Source organism: Kitasatospora sp. NPDC089913, from assembly GCF_044748625.1.
GTDB lineage: Bacteria > Actinomycetota > Actinomycetes > Streptomycetales > Streptomycetaceae > Kitasatospora.
Map to the genome: position 1 here is coordinate 100,790 of NZ_JBIVGI010000009.1, position 18,555 is coordinate 119,344.

Genomic DNA, 18,555 nt, shown 5'->3' on the forward strand with positions numbered 1-18,555 from the left:
GCGAGGACGGAAAGCAGGACCCGCCGATGGGCGACGGAATGTCAGGCATGCACCACCACGGCGGGATGACCGAGCTAGGACCGTTCTCGTTCTCCAATGTGCTCACCTGGTCCCCGGACTGGGTGTTCCTGGCCGCCGCCCTGGCCGGGCTCGCGCTGTACCTCCTCGGCGTGGTGCGGCTGCGGCGGCGCGGGGACGGCTGGCCGGTCGGGCGCACGGTGGCCTGGGTGCTGGGCATCGGCTCGGTGATCCTGGTCACCTGCAGCGGGCTGAACGACTACGGCATGGTCCTGTTCAGCGCGCACATGATGCAGCACATGGTGCTCTCCATGCTGTCGCCGATCCTGCTGCTGCTCGGGGCGCCGATCACGCTGGCCCTGCGCGCGCTGCGGCCGGCCGGGAAGGGGCGTCCGCGCGGGCCGCGCGAGTTGCTGGTGGCACTGCTGCACAGCACCTACGTGAAGGTGATCTCGCACCCGGCGTTCACCATCCCGCTGTTCATCGCGAGCCTGTACGGGGTCTACTTCACCCCGCTGTTCGACTTCCTCATGGAGTACCGGCTCGGGCACATCTTCATGATGGTCCACTTCCTGGCGACCGGGCTCGCCTTCTTCTGGCCGATCATGGGCGTGGACCCGGGCCCGAACCGGTCCGGCCACGTGATGCGGATCATCGAGCTGTTCATGGGCATGCCGTTCCACGCCTTCTTCGGTGTCGCGGTGATGATGGCCAACCACCAGCTGGTCAAGACCTTCACCGCCGAGGGGGCGCCTCCCGGCACCGACCTGCTGGCGGACCAGAAGCTGGCCGGCGGCATCACCTGGGCGTTCGGCGAGATCCCGACCGCGATCGTGCTGATCGCGCTGGTCTACCAGTGGATGCGCTCGGAGGAGCGGCTCTCGCGCCGCCGGGACCGCGCCGAGGACCGCAGCGGTGACGCCGAGCTGGCGGCGTACAACGCCTACCTGGCCTCGCTGGACCAGCGCAACCGGCGGCCGGCGGCCGACGCCGGCTGATCCGGCCCGACCGGGCCGACCTGGCCGACCTGGCCCACCGACCAAGAACCACCGACGAGCCCCCGTCCGACCGCGGACGGGGGCTGCGTCGTACCCGGGGACGGGGGCTCCGTCGCACCCGGGGACGGCCTCAGGCCTGGCGCGGGACCTGCCGGGCGAGACCCGCGACCAGGATGTCCAGGCCGAACTCGAACCGCTCGTCGCCGACGTTGCGGGTGAGCGCGGCGGCCATCGAGGTGATCATCGGGTAGCGCCCGGTCGGGACGGTCGCGAAGTAGTCGCGGATCCGCTCGGTGAACTCCTCGGTGTTGCCTCCGCCCCGGGTGGACGCCTCGAAGGCGGTCGCGGTGGTGTAGAGGCCCAGCAGGTCGACCCCGTAGGCGGCCGTCTGCTCGTCCAGCCCGCCGGCCCGCAGCATGGCGAGCATCGTCTCGGCGATGTCCATCGCGTGCGGGGTGACCGGGACGTTCGCGACCACGGCGGCCTTGGCCAGGTCCCGGTGCGAGAGCAGTGCCTCGCGGGAGCGCCGCAGCAGGCCCTTGATCTGCTCCTCCCAGCGGGCCGGGTCGGCCTCCTCCAGCTCGATGCCGGCGTAGGCGAGGTCGAGGACCAGCTCGACCAGCTCCTCCTTGGAGCCCACGTGGGCGTAGAGGCTGGCCGCGCCGGTGCCGAGCTCCTGGCCGACGCGGCGCATGCTCAGGGCGTCCATGCCCTCGGTGTCGACGATCCGCAGCGCCGCCTCGACGATCCGCTCCCGGCTCAGCGGCTGCCGCCGGGGTGCCCGCTCCCTGTCCTGCCAGTGCTCGGGCCAGCCGGAGCGCGGGGCGGCACTGGTCATGGGGGCTCCTTCGTGGGTCGGTGACAGGACCCACAGTACTTGACACGAACACCGTTCCATGGGAGAACACTGTTCGTTCAGAAAAACAGTGTTCGTTATGACGAACGTCGTTCGTCGCTGGCTCTCGCTCCGGAGACCTCCCCATGACCAGTCAGATCGCCCCACCCGCGCCCGTCGGAAAGCCGTCCACCGGCTACCGGCTGCGCTGGGCGGGACTCGCCGTCGTCCTCGCCGCCGAGGTGATGGACCTCCTCGACACCACCATCGTCGGCGTCGCCGCCCCCGCCGTCCGGGAGGACCTCGGCGGCAGTGACGCCCAGATCCAATGGATCACCGCGTCCTACACGCTCGCCTTCGCCGTCCTGCTGATCACCGGCGGCCGGCTCGGCGACCTCTTCGGCCGCAAGCGCCTGTTCGTCCTCGGCGCGACCGGCTTCACCCTCGCCTCGGCGCTCTGCGCGGCCGCGCCCGGTGCCGGCACCCTGGTCGCCGCCCGCACCGTGCAGGGCCTGTTCGCGGCACTGCTCATCCCGCAGGGGCTCGGGCTGATCAAGGCGATGTTCCCGCCCAAGGAGCTCGGCACCGCCTTCGGCCTGTTCGGCCCGGTCCTGGGACTCTCCTCGGTGCTCGGCCCGACCCTCGGCGGCTACCTCACCGGGGCCGACTGGTTCGGCCTCGGCTGGCGGGCGGTCTTCCTGATCAACCTGCCGGTGGGCCTGCTCACCGTCCTCGCCGCCGGGCGGATCCTGCCCGGCGACCGCACCACCACCAACCGCACCACCAGCGCCGCCACCGGCACCGGCACCGGCACCGGCACCGGCAGGGTCGACCCGGTCGGTGTGCTGGTGCTCGGGCTGGCCGTCCTGCTGCTGGTCTACCCGCTGGTGCAGGGCCGGGAGCTCGGCTGGCCGCTGTGGACCTTCCTCTCGATGGCCGCCTCGGTACCGACGGCCTGGCTCTTCACCGTCCAGCAGCGCGGCGTCCTGCGCCGCGGCGGCACCCCGCTGATCGAGCCCTCGCTCTTCGGGAAGCGGGCCTTCGTCTCGGCGCTCGCCACCGGGCTGGTCTTCTTCGCCGCCCTCTCCGGCCTGATGCTGGTCTTCACCCTCCACCTCCAGCTCGGTCTCGGCTGGACACCGCTGCACGCCGGGCTGTCGATGATCCCGCTCTCGATCGGCGTGGTCGTCGGAGCCGTGCTCTCCGGTGCCCTGCTCGCCCCCCGGTACGGCCGCCGGGTGCTGCACCTCGGCATGGTGCTGGCCGCCGCGGGCGCGCTCGGCCTGTGGGCCACCGTGGACGGGGCCACCGGCCTCGGCTCCTGGCAGCTGGCACCGGGACTCGCCGTGGCCGGCCTCGGTCTCGGCCTGATCATGGCGCCGTTCTTCGACATCGCGCTCGCGGGGGTCGAGGAGTCCGAGACCGGCTCCGCGTCCGGCGTCCTCAACGCCCAGCAGCAGCTCGGCGGCTCGATGGGCGTCGCCCTGCTCGGCACCGCGTTCTTCGGCTGGGCCCCCACCGAGGGGTTCGGGCACGCGGCCGGGCTGACCTACGGACTCGTCGCCGCGCTGCTCGCCGCGGCCTTCGTGATCGCCTTCCTGCTCCCCCGGCAGGCCCGTCCGGACGGCGAGGGGCACTGAACGCCCCTGCGGGGGGAACGCCGGGAGGCCCCGGGGTCCGTGGGTACGGACCCCGGGGCCTCCCGGGTCGTGCGCGGTGCGGGTGGGATCAGCCGAGGTTGGCGATCGCCTCGTTGAGCGTCTTCGAGGGACGCATCACGGCCGCGGCCTTGGCCGGGTCCGGCTGGAAGTAGCCGCCGAGCTCGACCGCGGAGCCCTGCACGGCGACGAGCTCCTCGACGATGGCCGCCTCCTGCTCGGTCAGCGTCTTGGCCAGGCCGGCGAAGGCCTCGGCCAGGGCGGCGTCCTCGGTCTGGCCGGCCAGCTCCTGGGCCCAGTACATGGCCAGGTAGAAGTGGCTGCCGCGGTTGTCGATGCCACCGAGGCGGCGGCTCGGCGACTTGTCCTCGTTGAGGAAGGTGCCGGTGGCGCGGTCCAGGGTGTCGGCCAGCACCTGGGCGCCGGTGTTGCCGGTGGTCCGGGCCAGGTGCTCGAAGCTGGCGGCCAGCGCGAAGAACTCGCCCAGGCTGTCCCAGCGCAGGTAGTTCTCCTTGACCAGCTGCTGGACGTGCTTCGGGGCGGAGCCGCCGGCGCCGGTCTCGAACAGGCCGCCGCCGTTCATCAGCGGGACGACCGACAGCATCTTGGCGCTGGTGCCCAGCTCCAGGATCGGGAACAGGTCGGTCAGGTAGTCGCGCAGCACGTTGCCGGTCACCGAGATGGTGTTCTCGCCGCGGCGGATGCGCTCCAGCGAGAAGGTGGTGGCCTCGACCGGGGCCAGGATCTCGATCCGCAGGCCGGTGGTGTCGTGCTCCGGCAGGTACGCCTTGACCTTCTCGATCAGCACGGCGTCGTGGGCGCGGGTCTCGTCCAGCCAGAAGACGGCCGGGTCGCCGGTGACCTGGGCGCGGGTGACGGCCAGCTTCACCCAGTCGCGGATCGGCAGGTCCTTGGTCTGGCAGGCGCGGAAGATGTCGCCCGGCTGGACGGCCTGCTCCAGGACGACCTCGCCGGTGGCGGCGTCGACCAGGCGGACGGTGCCGGCCGCGGCGATCTCGAAGGTCTTGTCGTGGCTGCCGTACTCCTCGGCGGCCTGGGCCATCAGGCCGACGTTCGGGACCGAGCCGATGGTGGCCGGGTCCAGGGCGCCGTTGGCGCGGCAGTCGTCGATCACGGCCTGGTAGACACCGGCGTAGCTGCTGTCCGGCAGCACGGCGAGGGTGTCGGCCTCCTGGCCGTCCGGGCCCCACATGTGGCCGGAGGTGCGGATCATGGCCGGCATCGAGGCGTCGACGATGACGTCGCTCGGCACGTGCAGGTTGGTGATGCCCTTGTCCGAGTCGACCATGGCGAGCGCCGGACCGGCGGCCAGCTCGGCCTCGAAGGAGGCCTTGATCTCGGCGCCGTTCTCCAGCGCGTCGAGGCCGGCCAGGATGCCACCGAGGCCGTTGTTCGGGTTCAGACCGGCGGCGGCCAGCACCTCGCCGTACGTGGCGAAGGTCTGCGGGAAGAACGCCCGGACCACGTGGCCGAAGACGATCGGGTCCGAGACCTTCATCATGGTGGCCTTGAGGTGGACCGAGAACAGCACGCCTTCGGCCTTGGCACGGGCGACCTGCGCGGCCAGGAACTCGTTCAGCGCGGCGGCGCGCATGACCGAGGCGTCCACGACCTCCCCGGCCAGCACCGGGACCGACTCGCGCAGCACGGTGGTGGTGCCGTCCTCGGCGAGCAGCTCGATGCGCAGCGCGCCGGCCTCGGCGATCACGGTCGACTTCTCGGTGGAGCGGAAGTCGTTCACGCCCATGGTGGCGACATTGGTCCTGGAGTCCGCCGACCAGGCACCCATGCGGTGCGGGTGGGTCTTGGCGTAGTTCTTGACCGACGCGGGGGCGCGGCGGTCGGAGTTGCCCTCGCGCAGGACCGGGTTGACGGCGCTGCCCTTGACCTTGTCGTAACGGGCGCGGACGTCCTTGTCCTCGTCGGTCCGCGGGTCGTCCGGGTAGTCCGGCAGCGCGTAGCCCTGCGCCTGCAGCTCGGCCACGGCGGCCTTGAGCTGCGGGATCGAGGCCGAGATGTTCGGCAGCTTGATGATGTTGGCGCCCGGGGTCTTGGCCAGGGCGCCCAGCTCGGCGAGGGCGTCGCCGATCCGCTGGTCCTCGGTCAGACGCTCCGGGAAGCTCGCGATGATCCGCCCGGCGAGGGAGATGTCGCGCGTCTCCACCTTCACGCCCGCGGTCGAGGCGTACGCCTGGACGACCGGCAGGAACGAGTACGTTGCCAGGGCAGGCGCCTCGTCGGTGTGCGTATAGATGATGGTCGAGTCAGTCATCGGTACTCCGCTTCACGTCTCCAACGTCTTGACGTCAAGATATCTCGTGACCGGCCCTCCGCTCCACCTCCCCCCGGCACGGATCAGCTCCACGGTCGACCCGATGCCGTCGCGGGGCAAGCCGGACGCGTCACCCGGAGGGCCGGTGGGCGCCGTTCCGGGCCTCGCGCAGCGCGTCGATCCGGGCGTCGAACTCGGCCTCGTCGGCGAGGAACCACAGCTGGCGGCCCCGGTTGCTCTCGCGGACGAAGTCCCGCAGCGCACCGCTGGCCCCGGTGTACGCGGAGAGGTCGCCGACCACGGCGAGGCCGACCCGGTACTGGGCGAACTTCTGGGTGACCTCCCCGGCGAGTCGGGTGCCCAGGGTGAAGAACTCCGGCCCGAACCGGGCGGCGGGCACCACCAGCCACTCGGCGTCCTGGGCGAAGGCCTCGCCGAGCAGGTCCGTGCCGTCGCGCGGGGCGCGGACCACCGGGCCGTCGGCGGACAGCCGCACCACGACCGGGGCGGGGACGGCCCGGGGGAGGGACCCGGGGACGGACGCGGGGACGGACAGGGGCGCGGGCGCGGGCGTCGGGAGCGGCTCAGACATGGCGGTTCTCCGTGGTCAGGGTGTGAATGAGGAGCAGCAGCTCGGCGGTGTCCGCCGGGGCGCCGAGGACGATCACCTTGAGGGTCGCGCGATCCTCGTTGTGCAGCGTCTCGATCCGCAGCGGCACGGCCCCGCCCCGCGGACCGGAGACCGCCGCGAGCAGGGTGTTCGACAGCCGGGCGGCCTCCCGGACGCCGATGCCGTCGATCTGCACCACGGCGGACGCCTCGGCGTGCAGTGGTGCCGGGGCGGCCGGCGGCGCGGCGTCGGCCCCCGGGGCGCCGCCGGGGGTGTCGGCGACGGTGCCGCCGGCGAAGGACTCGAAGTCGCGGCGGGCGATCCGGTACTGCTTGCCGATCCTGGTGGCCCGCAGCCGGCCGTCGCGGACGTAGCCGCGGACCGTCCGGACGTGCAGTCCGAGCAGTTCGGCAACCTGCTCGACCGAGAAGTACTCCGGGGGGTGCTCCGGCACCGGCCGCCTCCTTGACTCTGTCATTTCATTACGCAAACTACCATGACACAGGGCACGATAGGGAAGGATGAGGAAGGGCGTCCGGTGAGCGGTGCACCCGACCGTCAGGACTTCGTCAACGCGGCGCTGCATTCGGTCAACGCTGCGTCAGGAAGGTTCTCCCGCCGGGCGCGACGGTCCTAGCGTCGGAGGTGCAGTTCCGGCAGGCCCCTCTCCACCACTCGGGAGCACCCGCATGGCCCGCGTCGTCGTCTGGCACGTCCCGGTCACCGTCACCGGACGGACCACCTCCCTCCGCCTCTTCCGCCTGCGCGACGGGCGCCGTTGCGCCGTCGGCTTCAGCTCCGCGGGCGCGCTCGCCGAGCTCCTCGGCCCGGAGCAGGCCGCCGTCGAACTCGGCGAACCGGCGCTGCGGGCGCTCACCGCGCCGCTCGGCGTCGAGGAACTCGTCCTGGACCCGCGGCTGGTCGCCGCACCCGTCGTCCCCCCGGGCGGTCGTCCGGCCCCCACCGACCGGGGCACCGGTCCGGGTGGACGCCCCACCGGCCGGCCCGGCGCACAGCTCCAGCACAGGTGAGCGCACTCCACCTGGTTCCCGGGACGCCCGGGCCGGAGCCGGCCCGACCGCTGCACGCCCTCGCCCGGGTGAGCTTCGGCCCCGTGCCGCTCGACTTCGACCGGCTGGTCGCCGAACTCCCGGCAGTGCAGAGCGGGTTGGCGCTGGCGGGCGGTGCCGACCTGGAACTCCGGCTGGCCTGCACGGGACCGGAGGAACTGCGCGCCGTCTCGGCTGCCCTGCTCCGGGCCGGCGCGGCCCACGTCCACGTCGATCTGGTGCTCCGTGCCCTCGTCCCGGCCCGGCCGGCCCTGCGGCCGGTGCCCTGAGGACTCCCGGGGGCCCGGGTCGGTGCGCCCGGGCCCCCGGGTCGCGGCACCCCGTCGCCCCCGCCGCCCCCGTCGCGGCACCCCCCCGGGCCGGTCAGCCGATCCCCTGGCGGTCCGGGCGCAGCGCGAAGGCCCGGACCTCCTGATCGCCCTGCTCCTGGGTCACCGCACGGACCAGCAGGGCCTGCTGCTCCAGGAGTTCGGGCCTGCGCAGATCGGGCGCGATGCGCAGCAGGTCGTCCAGCGCGGCGGTCAGGCGGCGGGTCACCTGGGGGTGGCCGGCGCCGCAGAGCCGGATCTCGGTGAAGGCGAGGTCGACGACGGCCGACCAGCCGGGGACCGGTTCGACCAGCCGGACCGCACCGTGCCGGTCACGGTGGCAGAGGTCGCCGAAGCTCTCGTGCAGGAGCATCGCCAGCAGTTGGTGGATCCGGTCGACGGCCTGCACCGCGGTGGTCGGGTCGTTGACGGCGGGCGAGAGCGCGCGGATCGCGATGTCCACGAGCTGGCGGAAGCCGAAGCTCAGGTCCTGGTGCATGGTGCGGTCGACGCCGACGTTGAGCGCCTGGGCGATCCGCCGCGAGGGCGGCGGGCGCTCGCCGGCCACCCGGACGATCGGGGTCCCGGGGGCGATGAAGTCGCCGATCCTCGGTACCAGGTGCAGTACCGCGTCGTGCTTGCGGGCGATCCGCAGCAGCCGCCCGATGTTCACGTCCCGCAGCACGCCGGAGCGCCCCTCGTGGAGCAGGGTGTACGCCTGGTCGGGCACGGGCGGCGCGGGTTCGGCCGGCATCAGCCGGTACTGGAGCAGGACGGCCGTCGACTCGTTGGCCACTCGATCAATGACGTGCGGGACGCGCAGCAGCCGCATCGTGGACTGCACGTAGAGCACGAACAGGGCGAGGCTGAGCACGACCAGGAGCACGGCCACCACGCTGGAGAAGACCGGCACCGAGGTGAGCTTGGCCGGGTCGGTGGAGTCGTCGTAGCTGAACTGGACCAGCAGCGCGAAGAGGAAGGTGGCCAGGCAGACCGAGAAGGCCGCTTTGGTCAGCCGGCTGCGGACGTAGAGCCGCAGCACCCGCGGGGAGAACTGGCTGGCGGCCATCTGCAGCGCCACCAGGGAGATCGAGAAGACCACGCCGATGAACGTCAGCATCGCCGAACTCACCGTGGAGACGACGGACTTGGCGGCGCTGTTGAAGCGCAGCAGCTCGTCCACCGAGCCGGTGTCGGCGACACTCTGGCTCACCACGGCCTCGTCCAGCTCGGCGGTCAGCCCGGCCAGCAGCACGGCGGCGACGCAGGCGAGCAGCGGGGCGAACCAGAACGACTCGCGCAGGTGCTCGCGCAGCGGGGAGAGCGGTCGGTAGCGGACCGGCGGCCGCGGCCCGGTCTGGCGGTCGGTCATCGCCCCAGGCTAGGTGCCCGCACGCGGCAGCCCCCGGCACGCCACGCGCCGGTATTTCTATGCACTCCGGCCGATTTCTATGAATCGAGATGCCCTCCATATTGCACGAGTACGGACCGAGGCTCAATTCGCGCTCAGATACCGGAACTACTGGTGAGTCACGTAACGGGCACATGAACACATGGCCTCCTACCTGCGGGAATATCCCGCGAAGTAGGTAAACATTCAGTAATGAAATCTGTGCAGAGGTCTATGAATACGCCTACTGTGTGGCAACTCTCCGCGCTCCGTTCAGCCGGAGCTCCCACAGCACAGAGAGATTGCGCATGGCTTCCCTCAACCAGCTCTCTCCGCCCGGATCGAGCACCGGCACCACCGGCACCACCACCCACCGCTCGCTCCGGCGCGAGGTCGGCCTGATCGGCCTCATGTGGGCCTCGGTCGGATCGATCATCGGCTCGGGTTGGCTCTACGGAGCCAAGAACGCCGTCGTCGTCGCCGGCCCGGCGGCGATCGTCGCCTGGGGCATCGGCGCGGTCGCGATCGTCCTGCTCGCGTTCGTGCACGCCGAGCTCGGCGGCATGTTCCCGGTCGCCGGCGGCACGGCGCGCTACCCGCACTACGCCTTCGGCGGCCTCGCGGGCATGTCGTTCGGCTGGTTCTCCTGGCTCCAGGCCGCCACCGTCGCCCCGATCGAGGTCGAGGCGATGATCGGCTACGCGGGCCACTGGGAGTTCGCGAAGAGCCTCCTCAACGACAACGGCACCCTCACCGCCAGCGGCTTCGTGGTCGCCGTGCTCCTGATGGGCCTGTTCGTCGCGGTCAACTTCCTCGGTGTCCGGGTGCTCGCCCGCACCAACAGCGCCACCACCTGGCTGAAGATCTTCGTCCCGCTGTTCGCGATCTTCGTGCTCGCCGTGACCAACTTCCACGGCTCCAACTTCACCTCGCACGGCTTCGCCCCGTTCGGCGTCAAGGGCGTGCTCACCGCGGTCAGCGCCAGCGGCATCATCTTCGCCCTGCTGGGCTTCGAGCAGGCGATCCAGCTGGCCGGCGAGAGCAAGAACCCCAAGCGCGACATCCCCCGCGCCGTGCTCGGCTCGGTCGCCATCGGCACCGTGATCTACGTCCTGCTGCAGGTCGTCTTCATCGCCGCGCTGCCCGCCGCCTCCTTCGCCAACGGCTGGGACAAGCTGGACTTCCCCGGCATCGACGGCCCGTTCGCCGGCCTCGCCACCCTGGTCGGCCTGGGCTGGCTGGCCTGGGTGCTGTACTTCGACGCCATCGTCTCCCCCGGCGGCACCGGCCTCATCTACACCACGTCGACCTCGCGCATCGCGTACGGCCTGAGCAAGAACGGCTACGCGCCGCAGCTCTTCGAGCGCGTCGACAAGCGCGGCACCCCGTGGTTCGGCCTGATCATGTCGTTCGTCACCGGTGTCATCTGCTTCCTGCCCTTCCCGAGCTGGCAGGAGCTGGTCGGCTTCATCGTCTCCGCCAGCGTGCTGATGTACGCCGGCGCCCCGCTGGCCTTCGGCGCGCTGCGCCGCCGGCTGCCGCACCGCGAGCGTTCCTACCGCCTGCCCGGCGGCGCGGTCATCGCCCCGGCCTCGTTCGTGGTCTCCAGCCTGATCATCTACTGGTCCGGCTGGCACACCCTCTCCCGCCTGGGCATCGCCATCGTGGTCGGCTACGGCCTGCTCGGCAGCTACGCCTTCTACGCCACCCGCAAGGGCCTGCCGAACGCCCCCCGCCTGGACCTGCGGGCCGCCCAGTGGCTGCCGGTCTACCTGCTGGGCCTCGGCCTGATCTCCTGGCAGGGCGGCTTCGGCGACGGCACCGGCCGGATCCCGATGTGGTGGGACATGGCCGCGGTCGCCGCGTTCTCCCTGGCGATCTACTACTGGGCGATCCGGGTCGCCCTGCCCGCCGAGGTCATCGAGCAGAACATCGAGGACGTCGAGGTGGTCGACGCGGGCGGTCACTGACCCGCGCCACCCAGCACGACGGGCCCGCCGGTACGCACCGGCGGGCCCGTTCCGCTGTCGGACAACCCCTAGAGCGAGAGCACCAGGCGCAGCGCCCGCTCGACCACCCCGGCCGGGTCCTCGGCGGGACCCTCGGAACGCCAGGCCACGAAGCCGTCCGGACGGACGAGCAGCGCGCCCTCGGGGCCGATGCCGTGCAGGGCCGCGAAGTCCTCGCCCGGCTCGGGGGCCAGGTCGTCCTCGCCGTCGGGGCCGATCCGGAACGCCTCCAGCGGGACGGCCAGCCGGTCCGCCGCCCGACGGGCGCCCTCCTGCCAGGCGGTGCCCGCCGAACCGGTCAGCAGCACCATGCTCTGCTCGTACAGGTCGAGGGTGGAGAGCCGGACCCCGGCCCGCAGCAGCCACTGGTGCGGCGCCCGGCTGCCCGGCTCGCCCGTCGACCCGAAGGCCTCCGGCACCACCGGACCCTCCGGGTCGGTGCCGGTCACCGCGCCCCGCGGGTAGCGGTAGCCGAGCGCCACCGCCAGTACCCCGGCCTGCCGGCCGACGCCCGGCACCACCGCGTAGCCCGGGTGGCTGTGCTCGGCGGAACGGGCCGAGGCCCGCTCACTGGTCACCCGCGCCACCGGGCGGCGCTCCTGCCCGTAGGTGTCCAGCAGGCCGGGACCGGCCCAGCCGCAGAGCACCGCGGCGAGCTTCCACGCCAGGTTGTGCGCGTCCTGGATGCCGGTGTTGGAGCCGAACGCCCCGGTCGGGGACATCTCGTGGGCCGAGTCCCCGGCCAGGAACACCCGCCCCGAGGAGTAGCTCCCGGCCACCCGCTCGGCGGCGTGCCACGGAGCCCGGCCGGTCACCTCGACGTCGAGCTCCGGCATCCCGACGGCGGCCCGGATGTGCCGGGCGCAGCGCTCGTCGGTGAACGCCTCCAGCGGCTCGCCGTGCTCCGGGTGCCACGGCGCGTGGAACACCCACTCCTCCCGGTTGTCGACCGGCAGCAGGGCGCCGTCCGCCTCCGGGTTCGTCAGGTAGCAGGCGATGAAGTGACGGTCGCCGACCACCTCGGCCAGCCGCTTCGCCCGGAAGGTGATGCTGACGTTGTGGAACAGCTCGCCCTTGCCGGTCTGGCCGATGCCCAGCGCGGTGCGGGCCGGGCTGCGCGGGCCGTCCGCCGCGACCAGGTACTGCGCCCGGACGGTCCGCTCCTCCCCGGTCTCCCGGCTGCGCAGCAGTGCCGTCACCCCCTCGTCGTCCTGCTCGAAGGAGACCAGCTCGGTGCCGAAGCGGATGTCCGCGCCCAGCTCCCGGGCGGCGTGGCGCAGCACCGGCTCCAGGTCGTTCTGGCTGCACAGGCACCAGGAACTGGGGCTGAAGCGGGCCAGCCGCCCGCCCGGGTCGATCTCGCGGAACAGCCACTCCTGCTCCTCGCCGGTCAGCGAGGGGGCCTGCAGGATGCCGTGGTTCGGGGCCAGAACGGACGCCGCCTCGCGGATCGCCGCCTCGATGCCGGCCACCCGGTACAGCTCCATCGTCCGGACGTTGTTGCCTCGGCCACGCGGGTGATGCGAGGTGTCGGCGTGCTTCTCGACCAGCAGGTGCCTGACACCCAGTCGGCCCAGGAAGAGTGCGGCCGACAGCCCGACCAACGAGCCGCCGACGATCAGGACCGGTACCCGGTCGTCCACCTTCGGATTCATCAATTGCTCCAGCCTGTACGGGAGTTCGGGGCCGAATGCGGGGCTCGGCGCGACCCTCGGAGGGGCCCGCGGACACGGCGGCCCGGTCCTACCGTCCCCCGCGCCGGGTCCGTTCTGGCGGTTCATCGCTCGGATGGCCCGCATGGCTCGCGCCACCCGGGAGCACCGCGCACGATCGACCTCAGACCTGGTGGCCGACGCCACCCCAGCACCCCTCCCCGCCGGAGACCGCCCGGCTCTTCCGGCACCGGAGCCGCCGCACGCGGCCCCCGACGCGTGCGGCCCAGAAGCAGAAAGTGGATCATGACGACTCTGTCCGAACCGCCCGCGCGGCACCACTCCGCCTCCGACACCCGGCTGCGGGTGGTGCTGATGCTGGAGATCCAGGACGGCGCCCAGCAGCGCTTCATGGACGTCTACGAGCAGCTCCGCCACCAGGTCGCCTCCGTGCCCGGCCACGTCAGCGACCAGCTCTGCCAGAACATCAACGACCCCCGGCAGTGGCTCATCACCAGCGAGTGGGAGGACCAGGACACCTTCCTGGAGTGGGTGGACAGCCCGGCCCACCGCGAGATGGTCAAGCCGATGCACGGCTGCGTCAGCGACACCTTCCGCTCGATGCGCTACACGATCCTGCGCGAGACCTCCGCCGCCGGTGTCACCGGCACCCGCGCCCCGGCCGAGGTGCCGGCCGGCCTGCCGCGGACCGCCCCGGCCGGGCAGGTCGGCCCGCCCAAGGCCGACCCCGGCCCGGACGGCGTGGTCCGGCACGCGCTCACCTTCACCGTGAAGCCCGGCACCGAGCCCGAGGTGGCCCGGATCCTGTCCGGCTACGCCTCCCCCCGGGCCGAGGTCGACGGGACCACCCGGCTGCGCCGCACCTCCCTGTTCATGCACGGCAACCGTGTCGTCCGCGCGGTCGAGGTGACCGGCAGCCTCGGCGACGCGCTGCGGCACGTCGCCATGCAGCCCGAGGTGCGGGCCGTCGAGGAGGCGATCAACCCGCACCTGGAGGAGGCCCGCCAGCTGGGCGACCCGCAGGCGGCGCGCGCCTTCTTCGCCCGGGCCGCGCTGCCCGCCGAGAACCAGGCCGTGGCCGGCACCCCGGCCGCCGGACGGCCACACCGGCACGCCGTGCTCTACCCGGTGAAGCCCGGGAACGGCCAGGCGGTCACCGACCTCCTCGCCGAGTACGACGAGCTCGCCACCGTCGACCCGACCGGCCCGGTCGCGACCAGCACCGTGTTCCACCGGGACGACGTGGTGGTCCGGCTGGTGGACCTGCGGGTCCCGCCGGAGGCGGACCCGGCGGCGGCGCTCGGCATCGCCGGCGAGCGCGAGGCCGCCGTCCTGGGCCGACTGCTCGACCTCGGCCCCGAGGTCGACCTGCGGACCGACGCCGGACTGCGCGCCTTCCTCGCCGCGCGGGCGATGAACCCGGTCACCGACCGCACCTCGCAGGACTCCTGACCCTCCGCCGTCCCGGCGCAGTCCCCGCAGGCGCCGCACCGCGGAACACGGCCGCACATCCGGCACCACCCGGCACCACCCGGCAAGAAGGAAGAAACCATGTCCACGCAGTACCCACCGATCGTGAACGTCTCCGACGCCCCGGAGAACCGCCGGCGCGGCGGCGACCTGCGCGCCATGCTCACCCCGACCACCTGCGGCGCCACCAGCGGGTTCATGGGGCTGGCCATCGTGCAGCCGGGCGAGCGGATCGGCGAGCACTACCACCCGTACTCCGAGGAGTTCGTCTTCGTCGTCGCCGGCGACCTGGAGGTGGACCTGGACGACGAGACCCGGATCCTCAAGCCCGAACAGGGGCTGATGATCCCGATCAACATGCGCCACCGGTTCCGCAACGTCGGCGACACCGTGGCCAAGATGGTCTTCCACCTCGGCCCGCTGGCACCGCGCCCCGAACTCGGCCACGTGGACACCGAGGAGACCGGGGCGGCGGTCAACGCCGGGCCGCCGGAACACGCCAAGGTGGCTTCGTGAGCCGCCGACGGGTCGCCGTCACCGGAATCGGCGTGGTCGCGCCCGGTGGGGTCGGGGTCCCGGCGTTCTGGGACCTCCTCACCGCCGGGCGGACGGCGACCCGCGGCATCACGCTCTTCGACCCCGCCGGGTTCCGCTCCCGGATCGCCGCCGAGTGCGACTTCGACCCGGCGGCCCACGGGCTCGGCCCGGAGGAGGTCCAACGGGCCGACCGTTACGTCCAGTTCGCGATGGTGGCGGCGGACGAGGCGATCAGCGACGCCGGACTCGACCTGGCCGCCGAGGACCCGTGGCGGATCGGCGTCTCGCTCGGCACCGCCGTCGGCGGAACCACCCGGCTGGAGCACGACTACGCCCTGGTCAGCGCCGGCGGCGCCCGCTGGGACGTCGACCACCGGCTGGCCGAACCGCAGCTGCACCGGGCCTTCGCCCCCAGCACGCTCGCTTCGGCGGTCGCCGAGCGGACCGGCGCCCACGGACCGGTGCAGACCGTCTCCACCGGGTGCACCTCCGGCCTGGACGCGATCGGCTACGCCTTCCAGACGGTCGAGGACGGCCGGGCCGACATCTGCATCACCGGGGCCTCGGACTCGCCGATCTCGCCGATCACCGTCGCCTGCTTCGACGCCATCAAGGCCACCAGCGAACGCAACGACGACCCGGCACACGCCTCCCGGCCGTTCGACGCCCACCGGGACGGCTTCGTGCTCGGCGAGGGCGGCGCCGTCCTGGTGCTGGAGGAACTGGAGCACGCCCGGCGGCGCGGCGCCCGGATCTACGGCGAGATCGGGGGCTTCGCGACCTTCGGCAACGCCTACCACATGACCGGCCTGACCCAGGAGGGGCTGGAGATGTCCCGGGCGATCGACCACGCGCTCGCCCACGCCCGGGTCGACCGCACCGAGGTCGACTACGTCAACGCGCACGGCTCGGGCACCAAGCAGAACGACCGGCACGAGACGGCGGCGGTGAAGCGCTCGCTCGGCGAGCACGCCTACCGGACGCCGATGAGCTCGATCAAGTCGATGGTCGGGCACTCGCTCGGCGCGATCGGCGCGATCGAGGTGGTCGCCTGCACCCTCGCACTGGACCGCGGCGTCGTGCCGCCGACCGCCAACTACGAGACACCCGACCCGGAGTGCGACCTGGACTACGTGCCGCGCACCGCCCGGGAGATCCCGCTGCGCCACATCCTCTCGGTCGGCAGCGGCTTCGGCGGATTCCAGTCCGCCGTCGTGCTCACGAGAACGGGGTGAGATCCATGACGTCACGTCAACAGGAACGCCGGGCGGTGATCACCGGCCTGGGTGTGGTGGCACCGAACGGCGTCGGGGCCGATGCCTTCTGGAAGGCCACCAGGCAGGGCGTGAGCGTCCTCGACCGGATATCGCGCGAGGGCTGTGCGGACCTCCCGCTGCGCGTCGCGGGCCAGGTGCGGGACTTCGACCCGCAGGCCGTCATCGACAGCCGCTACCTGGTGCAGACCGACCGGTTCACGCACTACGCGATGGCCGCCGCCGACCAGGCGGTGGCGGACGCCGGCTTCGTCGCCGATCCGGAACACCCCTACGCGGTGGGCGTGGTGACCGCGGCCGGCTCCGGCGGCGGCGAGTTCGGCCAGGGCGAGCTCCAGCAACTGTGGGGCAAGGGACCGCAGTTCGTCGGCCCCTACCAGTCCATCGCCTGGTTCTACGCGGCCAGCACCGGCCAGGTGTCGATCCGCGGCGGCTACAAGGGCCCGTGCGGGGTGGTGGCCAGCGACGAGGCCGGCGGACTGGACGCGATCGCGCACGCCGCCCGCTCCGTCGTGCACGGCACCGACGCGGTGGTGGTCGGCGCCGCCGAGGCCCCGCTCGCGCCGTACTCGATGGTCTGCCAGCTCGGCTACCCCGAACTGAGCCTGGCCGACCGGCCCGACCGGGCCTACCTGCCGTTCTCCCCCGACGCGGCCGGCTTCGCCCCCGCCGAGGGCGGCGCGATGCTGCTGCTGGAGGACGAGGCCACCGCCCGCCGGCGCGGGGCCGCCGTCCGGGCGTACGTCGCCGGGCACGGCGCCACCTTCACCGGTGCCTCCCGCTGGGCGGAGTCCCGCGAGGGCCTGGCGGCGGCGATCCGGATCGCCCTCGACCGGGCCAGGATCTCGCCGGAGGAGGTGGACGTGGTCTTCGCCGACGCCCTCGGCATCCCGGCCGCGGACCGCGCCGAGGCGCTCGCGCTGGCGGACGCGCTCGGCCCGTACGCCGAGCGGGTCCCGGTCACCGCCCCCAAGTCCGGTACCGGGCGGGCCTACTGCGGCGCACCGCCGCTGGACACGGTGGCCGCCGTGCTCGCCATGGAGGACGGCGTGCTGCCGCCCACCCCGAACGTCACCGAGGTCGCCCACGACCTGGCCCTGGTGACCGGCCGCGCCCGCCCGGCCGAACTGCGTACCGCCCTGGTGCTCAGCCGCGGGCTGATGGGCTCCAACGCGGCCCTGGTGCTGCGGCGCGGCGAACCGGACTGACCCCGCCGGTCCGCCCGCCCGCGGCCCGCCCCACGCTCCACCGCTCAACCACTGGCTCGCTACGAAGGGACACCTCGTGAGCAACACCCTCAACTATCCAGAACTCGCGGAACTCATCCGGGCCCGGGCCGGCGTCGAGATCGACCCGGTCGAACTGGAGCGGCCCGGAGCCGACTTCGACGAGTTCGGCGTGGACTCCCTCGGCCTGCTCGGCGTCGTCGGCGAGCTGGAGAACCGGCACGGAGTCAAGGTCACCAACGGCGCCGAGTCGGCCAGGACCCCGGCCGAGTTCCTGGCCCTGGTGAACTCCGCCGTGACCGCGAAGGCGGGTGCCTGAGATGCCCGGACACACGGACAACGAGATCGTCATCGAGGCCCCGCTCGACCTGGTCTGGGAGATCACCAACGATCTGGAGAACTGGCCGCAGCTGTTCAGCGAGTACGCCTCGGTGGAGGTGCTGGAGCGCGACGGCGAGCGGGTCACCTTCCGGCTGACCATGCACCCGGACGACGACGGCAAGGTCTGGAGCTGGGTCTCCGAGCGCACCACCGACCGCCCCTCGCTCGAGGTGCGGGCCCGGCGGGTCGAACCCGGCCCGTTCGAGTACATGGACATCCACTGGGAGTACTCCGAGGTGCCGTCCGGCACCCGGATGCGGTGGGTGCAGGACTTCGCGATGAAGCCCACCGCGCCCGTCGACGACGACGGCATGGTCAATCACATCAACCGCAACTCCCGGATCCAGCTGCAGCTGATCCGCGAGAAGGTCGAGAAGAAGGCCGCGGAGCTCTGAGCCATGACCTCCCCCACGACCGAGAACCGGGCCACCGGGATCCACCGCGCCCTGATCGTCGCCCGGATGAAGCCCGACGCGGCCACCGGCATCGCCGAGGTCTTCGCCGACTCCGACAACCGGGGTGAACTCCCCCATCTGATCGGCGTCACCGGGCGCAGCCTGTTCCAGTTCGGCGACGTGTACCTGCACCTGATCGAGGCGGACCGGCCGCCCGGGCCTGCCGTCGCCCAGGTGGTCGGCCACCCCGAGTTCCGGGCCGTCAGCGACGCGCTGACCAGCTATGTCCAGGCGTACGACCCGGCCACCTGGCGGGGGCCGAAGGACGCGATGGCGCGCGAGTTCTACCGCTGGGAGCGCCGCGGCTGAGCGCGCACCGGTGACACGACGAGCGGACACCCCGCGGGCCT

General features: G+C 72.5%; 18 protein-coding genes. 12 read left to right on the plus strand and 6 right to left on the minus strand.

Annotation, left to right across the window (positions count from 1 at the left end; translation table 11 throughout):
- Positions 1-47 precede the first annotated feature (47 nt).
- Positions 48-1,016: a cytochrome c oxidase assembly protein gene (locus tag ACIPYS_RS16540; RefSeq protein WP_093859242.1), complete on the plus strand. Its 969-nt coding sequence runs from the start codon at positions 48-50 to the stop codon at positions 1,014-1,016.
- A 130-nt stretch (positions 1,017-1,146) separates the two neighbouring features.
- On the opposite strand, the gene ACIPYS_RS16545 is transcribed toward ACIPYS_RS16540, so the two are convergent.
- Positions 1,147-1,854 (minus strand): TetR/AcrR family transcriptional regulator, encoded by a 708-nt coding sequence (locus tag ACIPYS_RS16545; protein ID WP_093859243.1) that lies wholly within the window; start codon positions 1,852-1,854, stop codon positions 1,147-1,149.
- Positions 1,855-1,997: 143 nt separating this feature from the next.
- On the opposite strand from ACIPYS_RS16545, the gene ACIPYS_RS16550 reads away from it, so the two are divergent.
- Positions 1,998-3,491, plus strand: a complete 1,494-nt coding sequence (locus tag ACIPYS_RS16550; protein ID WP_093859244.1) for an MFS transporter — start codon at positions 1,998-2,000, stop codon at positions 3,489-3,491.
- A gap of 88 nt (positions 3,492-3,579) precedes the next feature.
- Here ACIPYS_RS16550 and ACIPYS_RS16555 read toward each other — a convergent pair whose 3' ends face one another.
- The 3 genes from ACIPYS_RS16555 to ACIPYS_RS16565 form a co-directional block, all read right to left on the minus strand.
- On the minus strand, positions 3,580-5,802 hold the full coding sequence (locus ACIPYS_RS16555; RefSeq protein ID WP_093859245.1) for an NADP-dependent isocitrate dehydrogenase: 2,223 nt from the start codon (positions 5,800-5,802) through the stop codon (positions 3,580-3,582).
- A gap of 130 nt (positions 5,803-5,932) precedes the next feature.
- Positions 5,933-6,394, minus strand: a complete 462-nt coding sequence (locus ACIPYS_RS16560; RefSeq protein ID WP_400746795.1) for a DUF4180 domain-containing protein — start codon at positions 6,392-6,394, stop codon at positions 5,933-5,935.
- Entirely contained in the window at positions 6,387-6,866 is a 480-nt protein-coding gene (locus ACIPYS_RS16565; RefSeq protein ID WP_231978362.1) for a helix-turn-helix domain-containing protein, read from the minus strand. The genes ACIPYS_RS16560 and ACIPYS_RS16565 overlap by 8 nt, the downstream gene beginning before the upstream one ends.
- A 235-nt stretch (positions 6,867-7,101) precedes the next feature.
- Here ACIPYS_RS16565 and ACIPYS_RS16570 point away from each other — a divergent pair, with 235 nt between their 5' ends.
- Together ACIPYS_RS16570 and ACIPYS_RS16575 are read left to right on the plus strand one after the other, a co-directional pair.
- Positions 7,102-7,443 (plus strand): SAV_915 family protein, encoded by a 342-nt coding sequence (locus ACIPYS_RS16570; protein WP_093859248.1) that lies wholly within the window; start codon positions 7,102-7,104, stop codon positions 7,441-7,443.
- A complete protein-coding gene (locus tag ACIPYS_RS16575) occupies positions 7,440-7,751 on the plus strand; it encodes a hypothetical protein (RefSeq protein ID WP_400746798.1) in 312 nt (103 codons plus the stop codon). Before ACIPYS_RS16570 ends, ACIPYS_RS16575 begins: the two co-directional genes overlap by 4 nt.
- 94 nt (positions 7,752-7,845) lie before the next feature.
- Here ACIPYS_RS16575 and ACIPYS_RS16580 read toward each other — a convergent pair whose 3' ends face one another.
- On the minus strand, positions 7,846-9,162 hold the full coding sequence (locus ACIPYS_RS16580) for a DUF2254 domain-containing protein (protein ID WP_400746800.1): 1,317 nt from the start codon (positions 9,160-9,162) through the stop codon (positions 7,846-7,848).
- Between the two features lie 428 nt (positions 9,163-9,590).
- Between ACIPYS_RS16580 and ACIPYS_RS16585 the strand changes: the two genes are divergently transcribed.
- Positions 9,591-11,150, plus strand: a complete 1,560-nt coding sequence (locus tag ACIPYS_RS16585) for an APC family permease (RefSeq protein WP_400746942.1) — start codon at positions 9,591-9,593, stop codon at positions 11,148-11,150.
- Positions 11,151-11,218: 68 nt separating this feature from the next.
- Here ACIPYS_RS16585 and ACIPYS_RS16590 read toward each other — a convergent pair whose 3' ends face one another.
- Positions 11,219-12,844, minus strand: a complete 1,626-nt coding sequence (locus tag ACIPYS_RS16590; protein WP_400746802.1) for an FAD-dependent oxidoreductase — start codon at positions 12,842-12,844, stop codon at positions 11,219-11,221.
- 303 nt (positions 12,845-13,147) lie between these two features.
- Here ACIPYS_RS16590 and ACIPYS_RS16595 point away from each other — a divergent pair, with 303 nt between their 5' ends.
- From ACIPYS_RS16595 to ACIPYS_RS16625, 7 genes are all read left to right on the plus strand, one after another.
- Positions 13,148-14,314 (plus strand): SchA/CurD-like domain-containing protein, encoded by a 1,167-nt coding sequence (locus ACIPYS_RS16595; RefSeq protein WP_400746804.1) that lies wholly within the window; start codon positions 13,148-13,150, stop codon positions 14,312-14,314.
- Between the two features lie 99 nt (positions 14,315-14,413).
- Positions 14,414-14,848, plus strand: coding sequence for a cupin domain-containing protein (locus ACIPYS_RS16600; RefSeq protein WP_093859254.1), 435 nt, complete (start codon positions 14,414-14,416; stop codon positions 14,846-14,848).
- A complete protein-coding gene (locus tag ACIPYS_RS16605) occupies positions 14,845-16,104 on the plus strand; it encodes a beta-ketoacyl-[acyl-carrier-protein] synthase family protein (RefSeq protein ID WP_400746806.1) in 1,260 nt (419 codons plus the stop codon). Before ACIPYS_RS16600 ends, ACIPYS_RS16605 begins: the two co-directional genes overlap by 4 nt.
- A 5-nt stretch (positions 16,105-16,109) precedes the next feature.
- A complete protein-coding gene (locus ACIPYS_RS16610) occupies positions 16,110-17,351 on the plus strand; it encodes a beta-ketoacyl synthase N-terminal-like domain-containing protein (RefSeq protein WP_093859256.1) in 1,242 nt (413 codons plus the stop codon).
- A gap of 76 nt (positions 17,352-17,427) precedes the next feature.
- Entirely contained in the window at positions 17,428-17,688 is a 261-nt protein-coding gene (locus tag ACIPYS_RS16615) for an acyl carrier protein (RefSeq protein ID WP_093859257.1), read from the plus strand.
- Position 17,689: 1 nt separating this feature from the next.
- Positions 17,690-18,145: an SRPBCC family protein gene (locus ACIPYS_RS16620; RefSeq protein ID WP_093859258.1), complete on the plus strand. Its 456-nt coding sequence runs from the start codon at positions 17,690-17,692 to the stop codon at positions 18,143-18,145.
- A gap of 39 nt (positions 18,146-18,184) precedes the next feature.
- On the plus strand, positions 18,185-18,514 hold the full coding sequence (locus tag ACIPYS_RS16625; RefSeq protein ID WP_093864696.1) for a TcmI family type II polyketide cyclase: 330 nt from the start codon (positions 18,185-18,187) through the stop codon (positions 18,512-18,514).
- Positions 18,515-18,555: the final 41 nt, after the last annotated feature.

Coding starts and splice junctions, on each gene's coding strand:
- ACIPYS_RS16540 (WP_093859242.1), top strand. CDS start 48: ATGCACCACCACGGCGGGATGACCGAGCTAGGACCGTTCTCGTTCTCC.
- ACIPYS_RS16585 (WP_400746942.1), top strand. CDS start 9,591: ATGTGGGCCTCGGTCGGATCGATCATCGGCTCGGGTTGGCTCTACGGA.
- ACIPYS_RS16570 (WP_093859248.1), top strand. CDS start 7,102: ATGGCCCGCGTCGTCGTCTGGCACGTCCCGGTCACCGTCACCGGACGG.
- ACIPYS_RS16595 (WP_400746804.1), top strand. CDS start 13,148: ATGACGACTCTGTCCGAACCGCCCGCGCGGCACCACTCCGCCTCCGAC.
- ACIPYS_RS16555 (WP_093859245.1), bottom strand. CDS start 5,802: ATGACTGACTCGACCATCATCTATACGCACACCGACGAGGCGCCTGCC.
- ACIPYS_RS16600 (WP_093859254.1), top strand. CDS start 14,414: ATGTCCACGCAGTACCCACCGATCGTGAACGTCTCCGACGCCCCGGAG.
- ACIPYS_RS16545 (WP_093859243.1), bottom strand. CDS start 1,854: ATGACCAGTGCCGCCCCGCGCTCCGGCTGGCCCGAGCACTGGCAGGAC.
- ACIPYS_RS16590 (WP_400746802.1), bottom strand. CDS start 12,844: ATGAATCCGAAGGTGGACGACCGGGTACCGGTCCTGATCGTCGGCGGC.
- ACIPYS_RS16620 (WP_093859258.1), top strand. CDS start 17,690: ATGCCCGGACACACGGACAACGAGATCGTCATCGAGGCCCCGCTCGAC.
- ACIPYS_RS16550 (WP_093859244.1), top strand. CDS start 1,998: ATGACCAGTCAGATCGCCCCACCCGCGCCCGTCGGAAAGCCGTCCACC.
- ACIPYS_RS16560 (WP_400746795.1), bottom strand. CDS start 6,394: ATGTCTGAGCCGCTCCCGACGCCCGCGCCCGCGCCCCTGTCCGTCCCC.
- ACIPYS_RS16610 (WP_093859256.1), top strand. CDS start 16,110: ATGACGTCACGTCAACAGGAACGCCGGGCGGTGATCACCGGCCTGGGT.
- ACIPYS_RS16580 (WP_400746800.1), bottom strand. CDS start 9,162: ATGACCGACCGCCAGACCGGGCCGCGGCCGCCGGTCCGCTACCGACCG.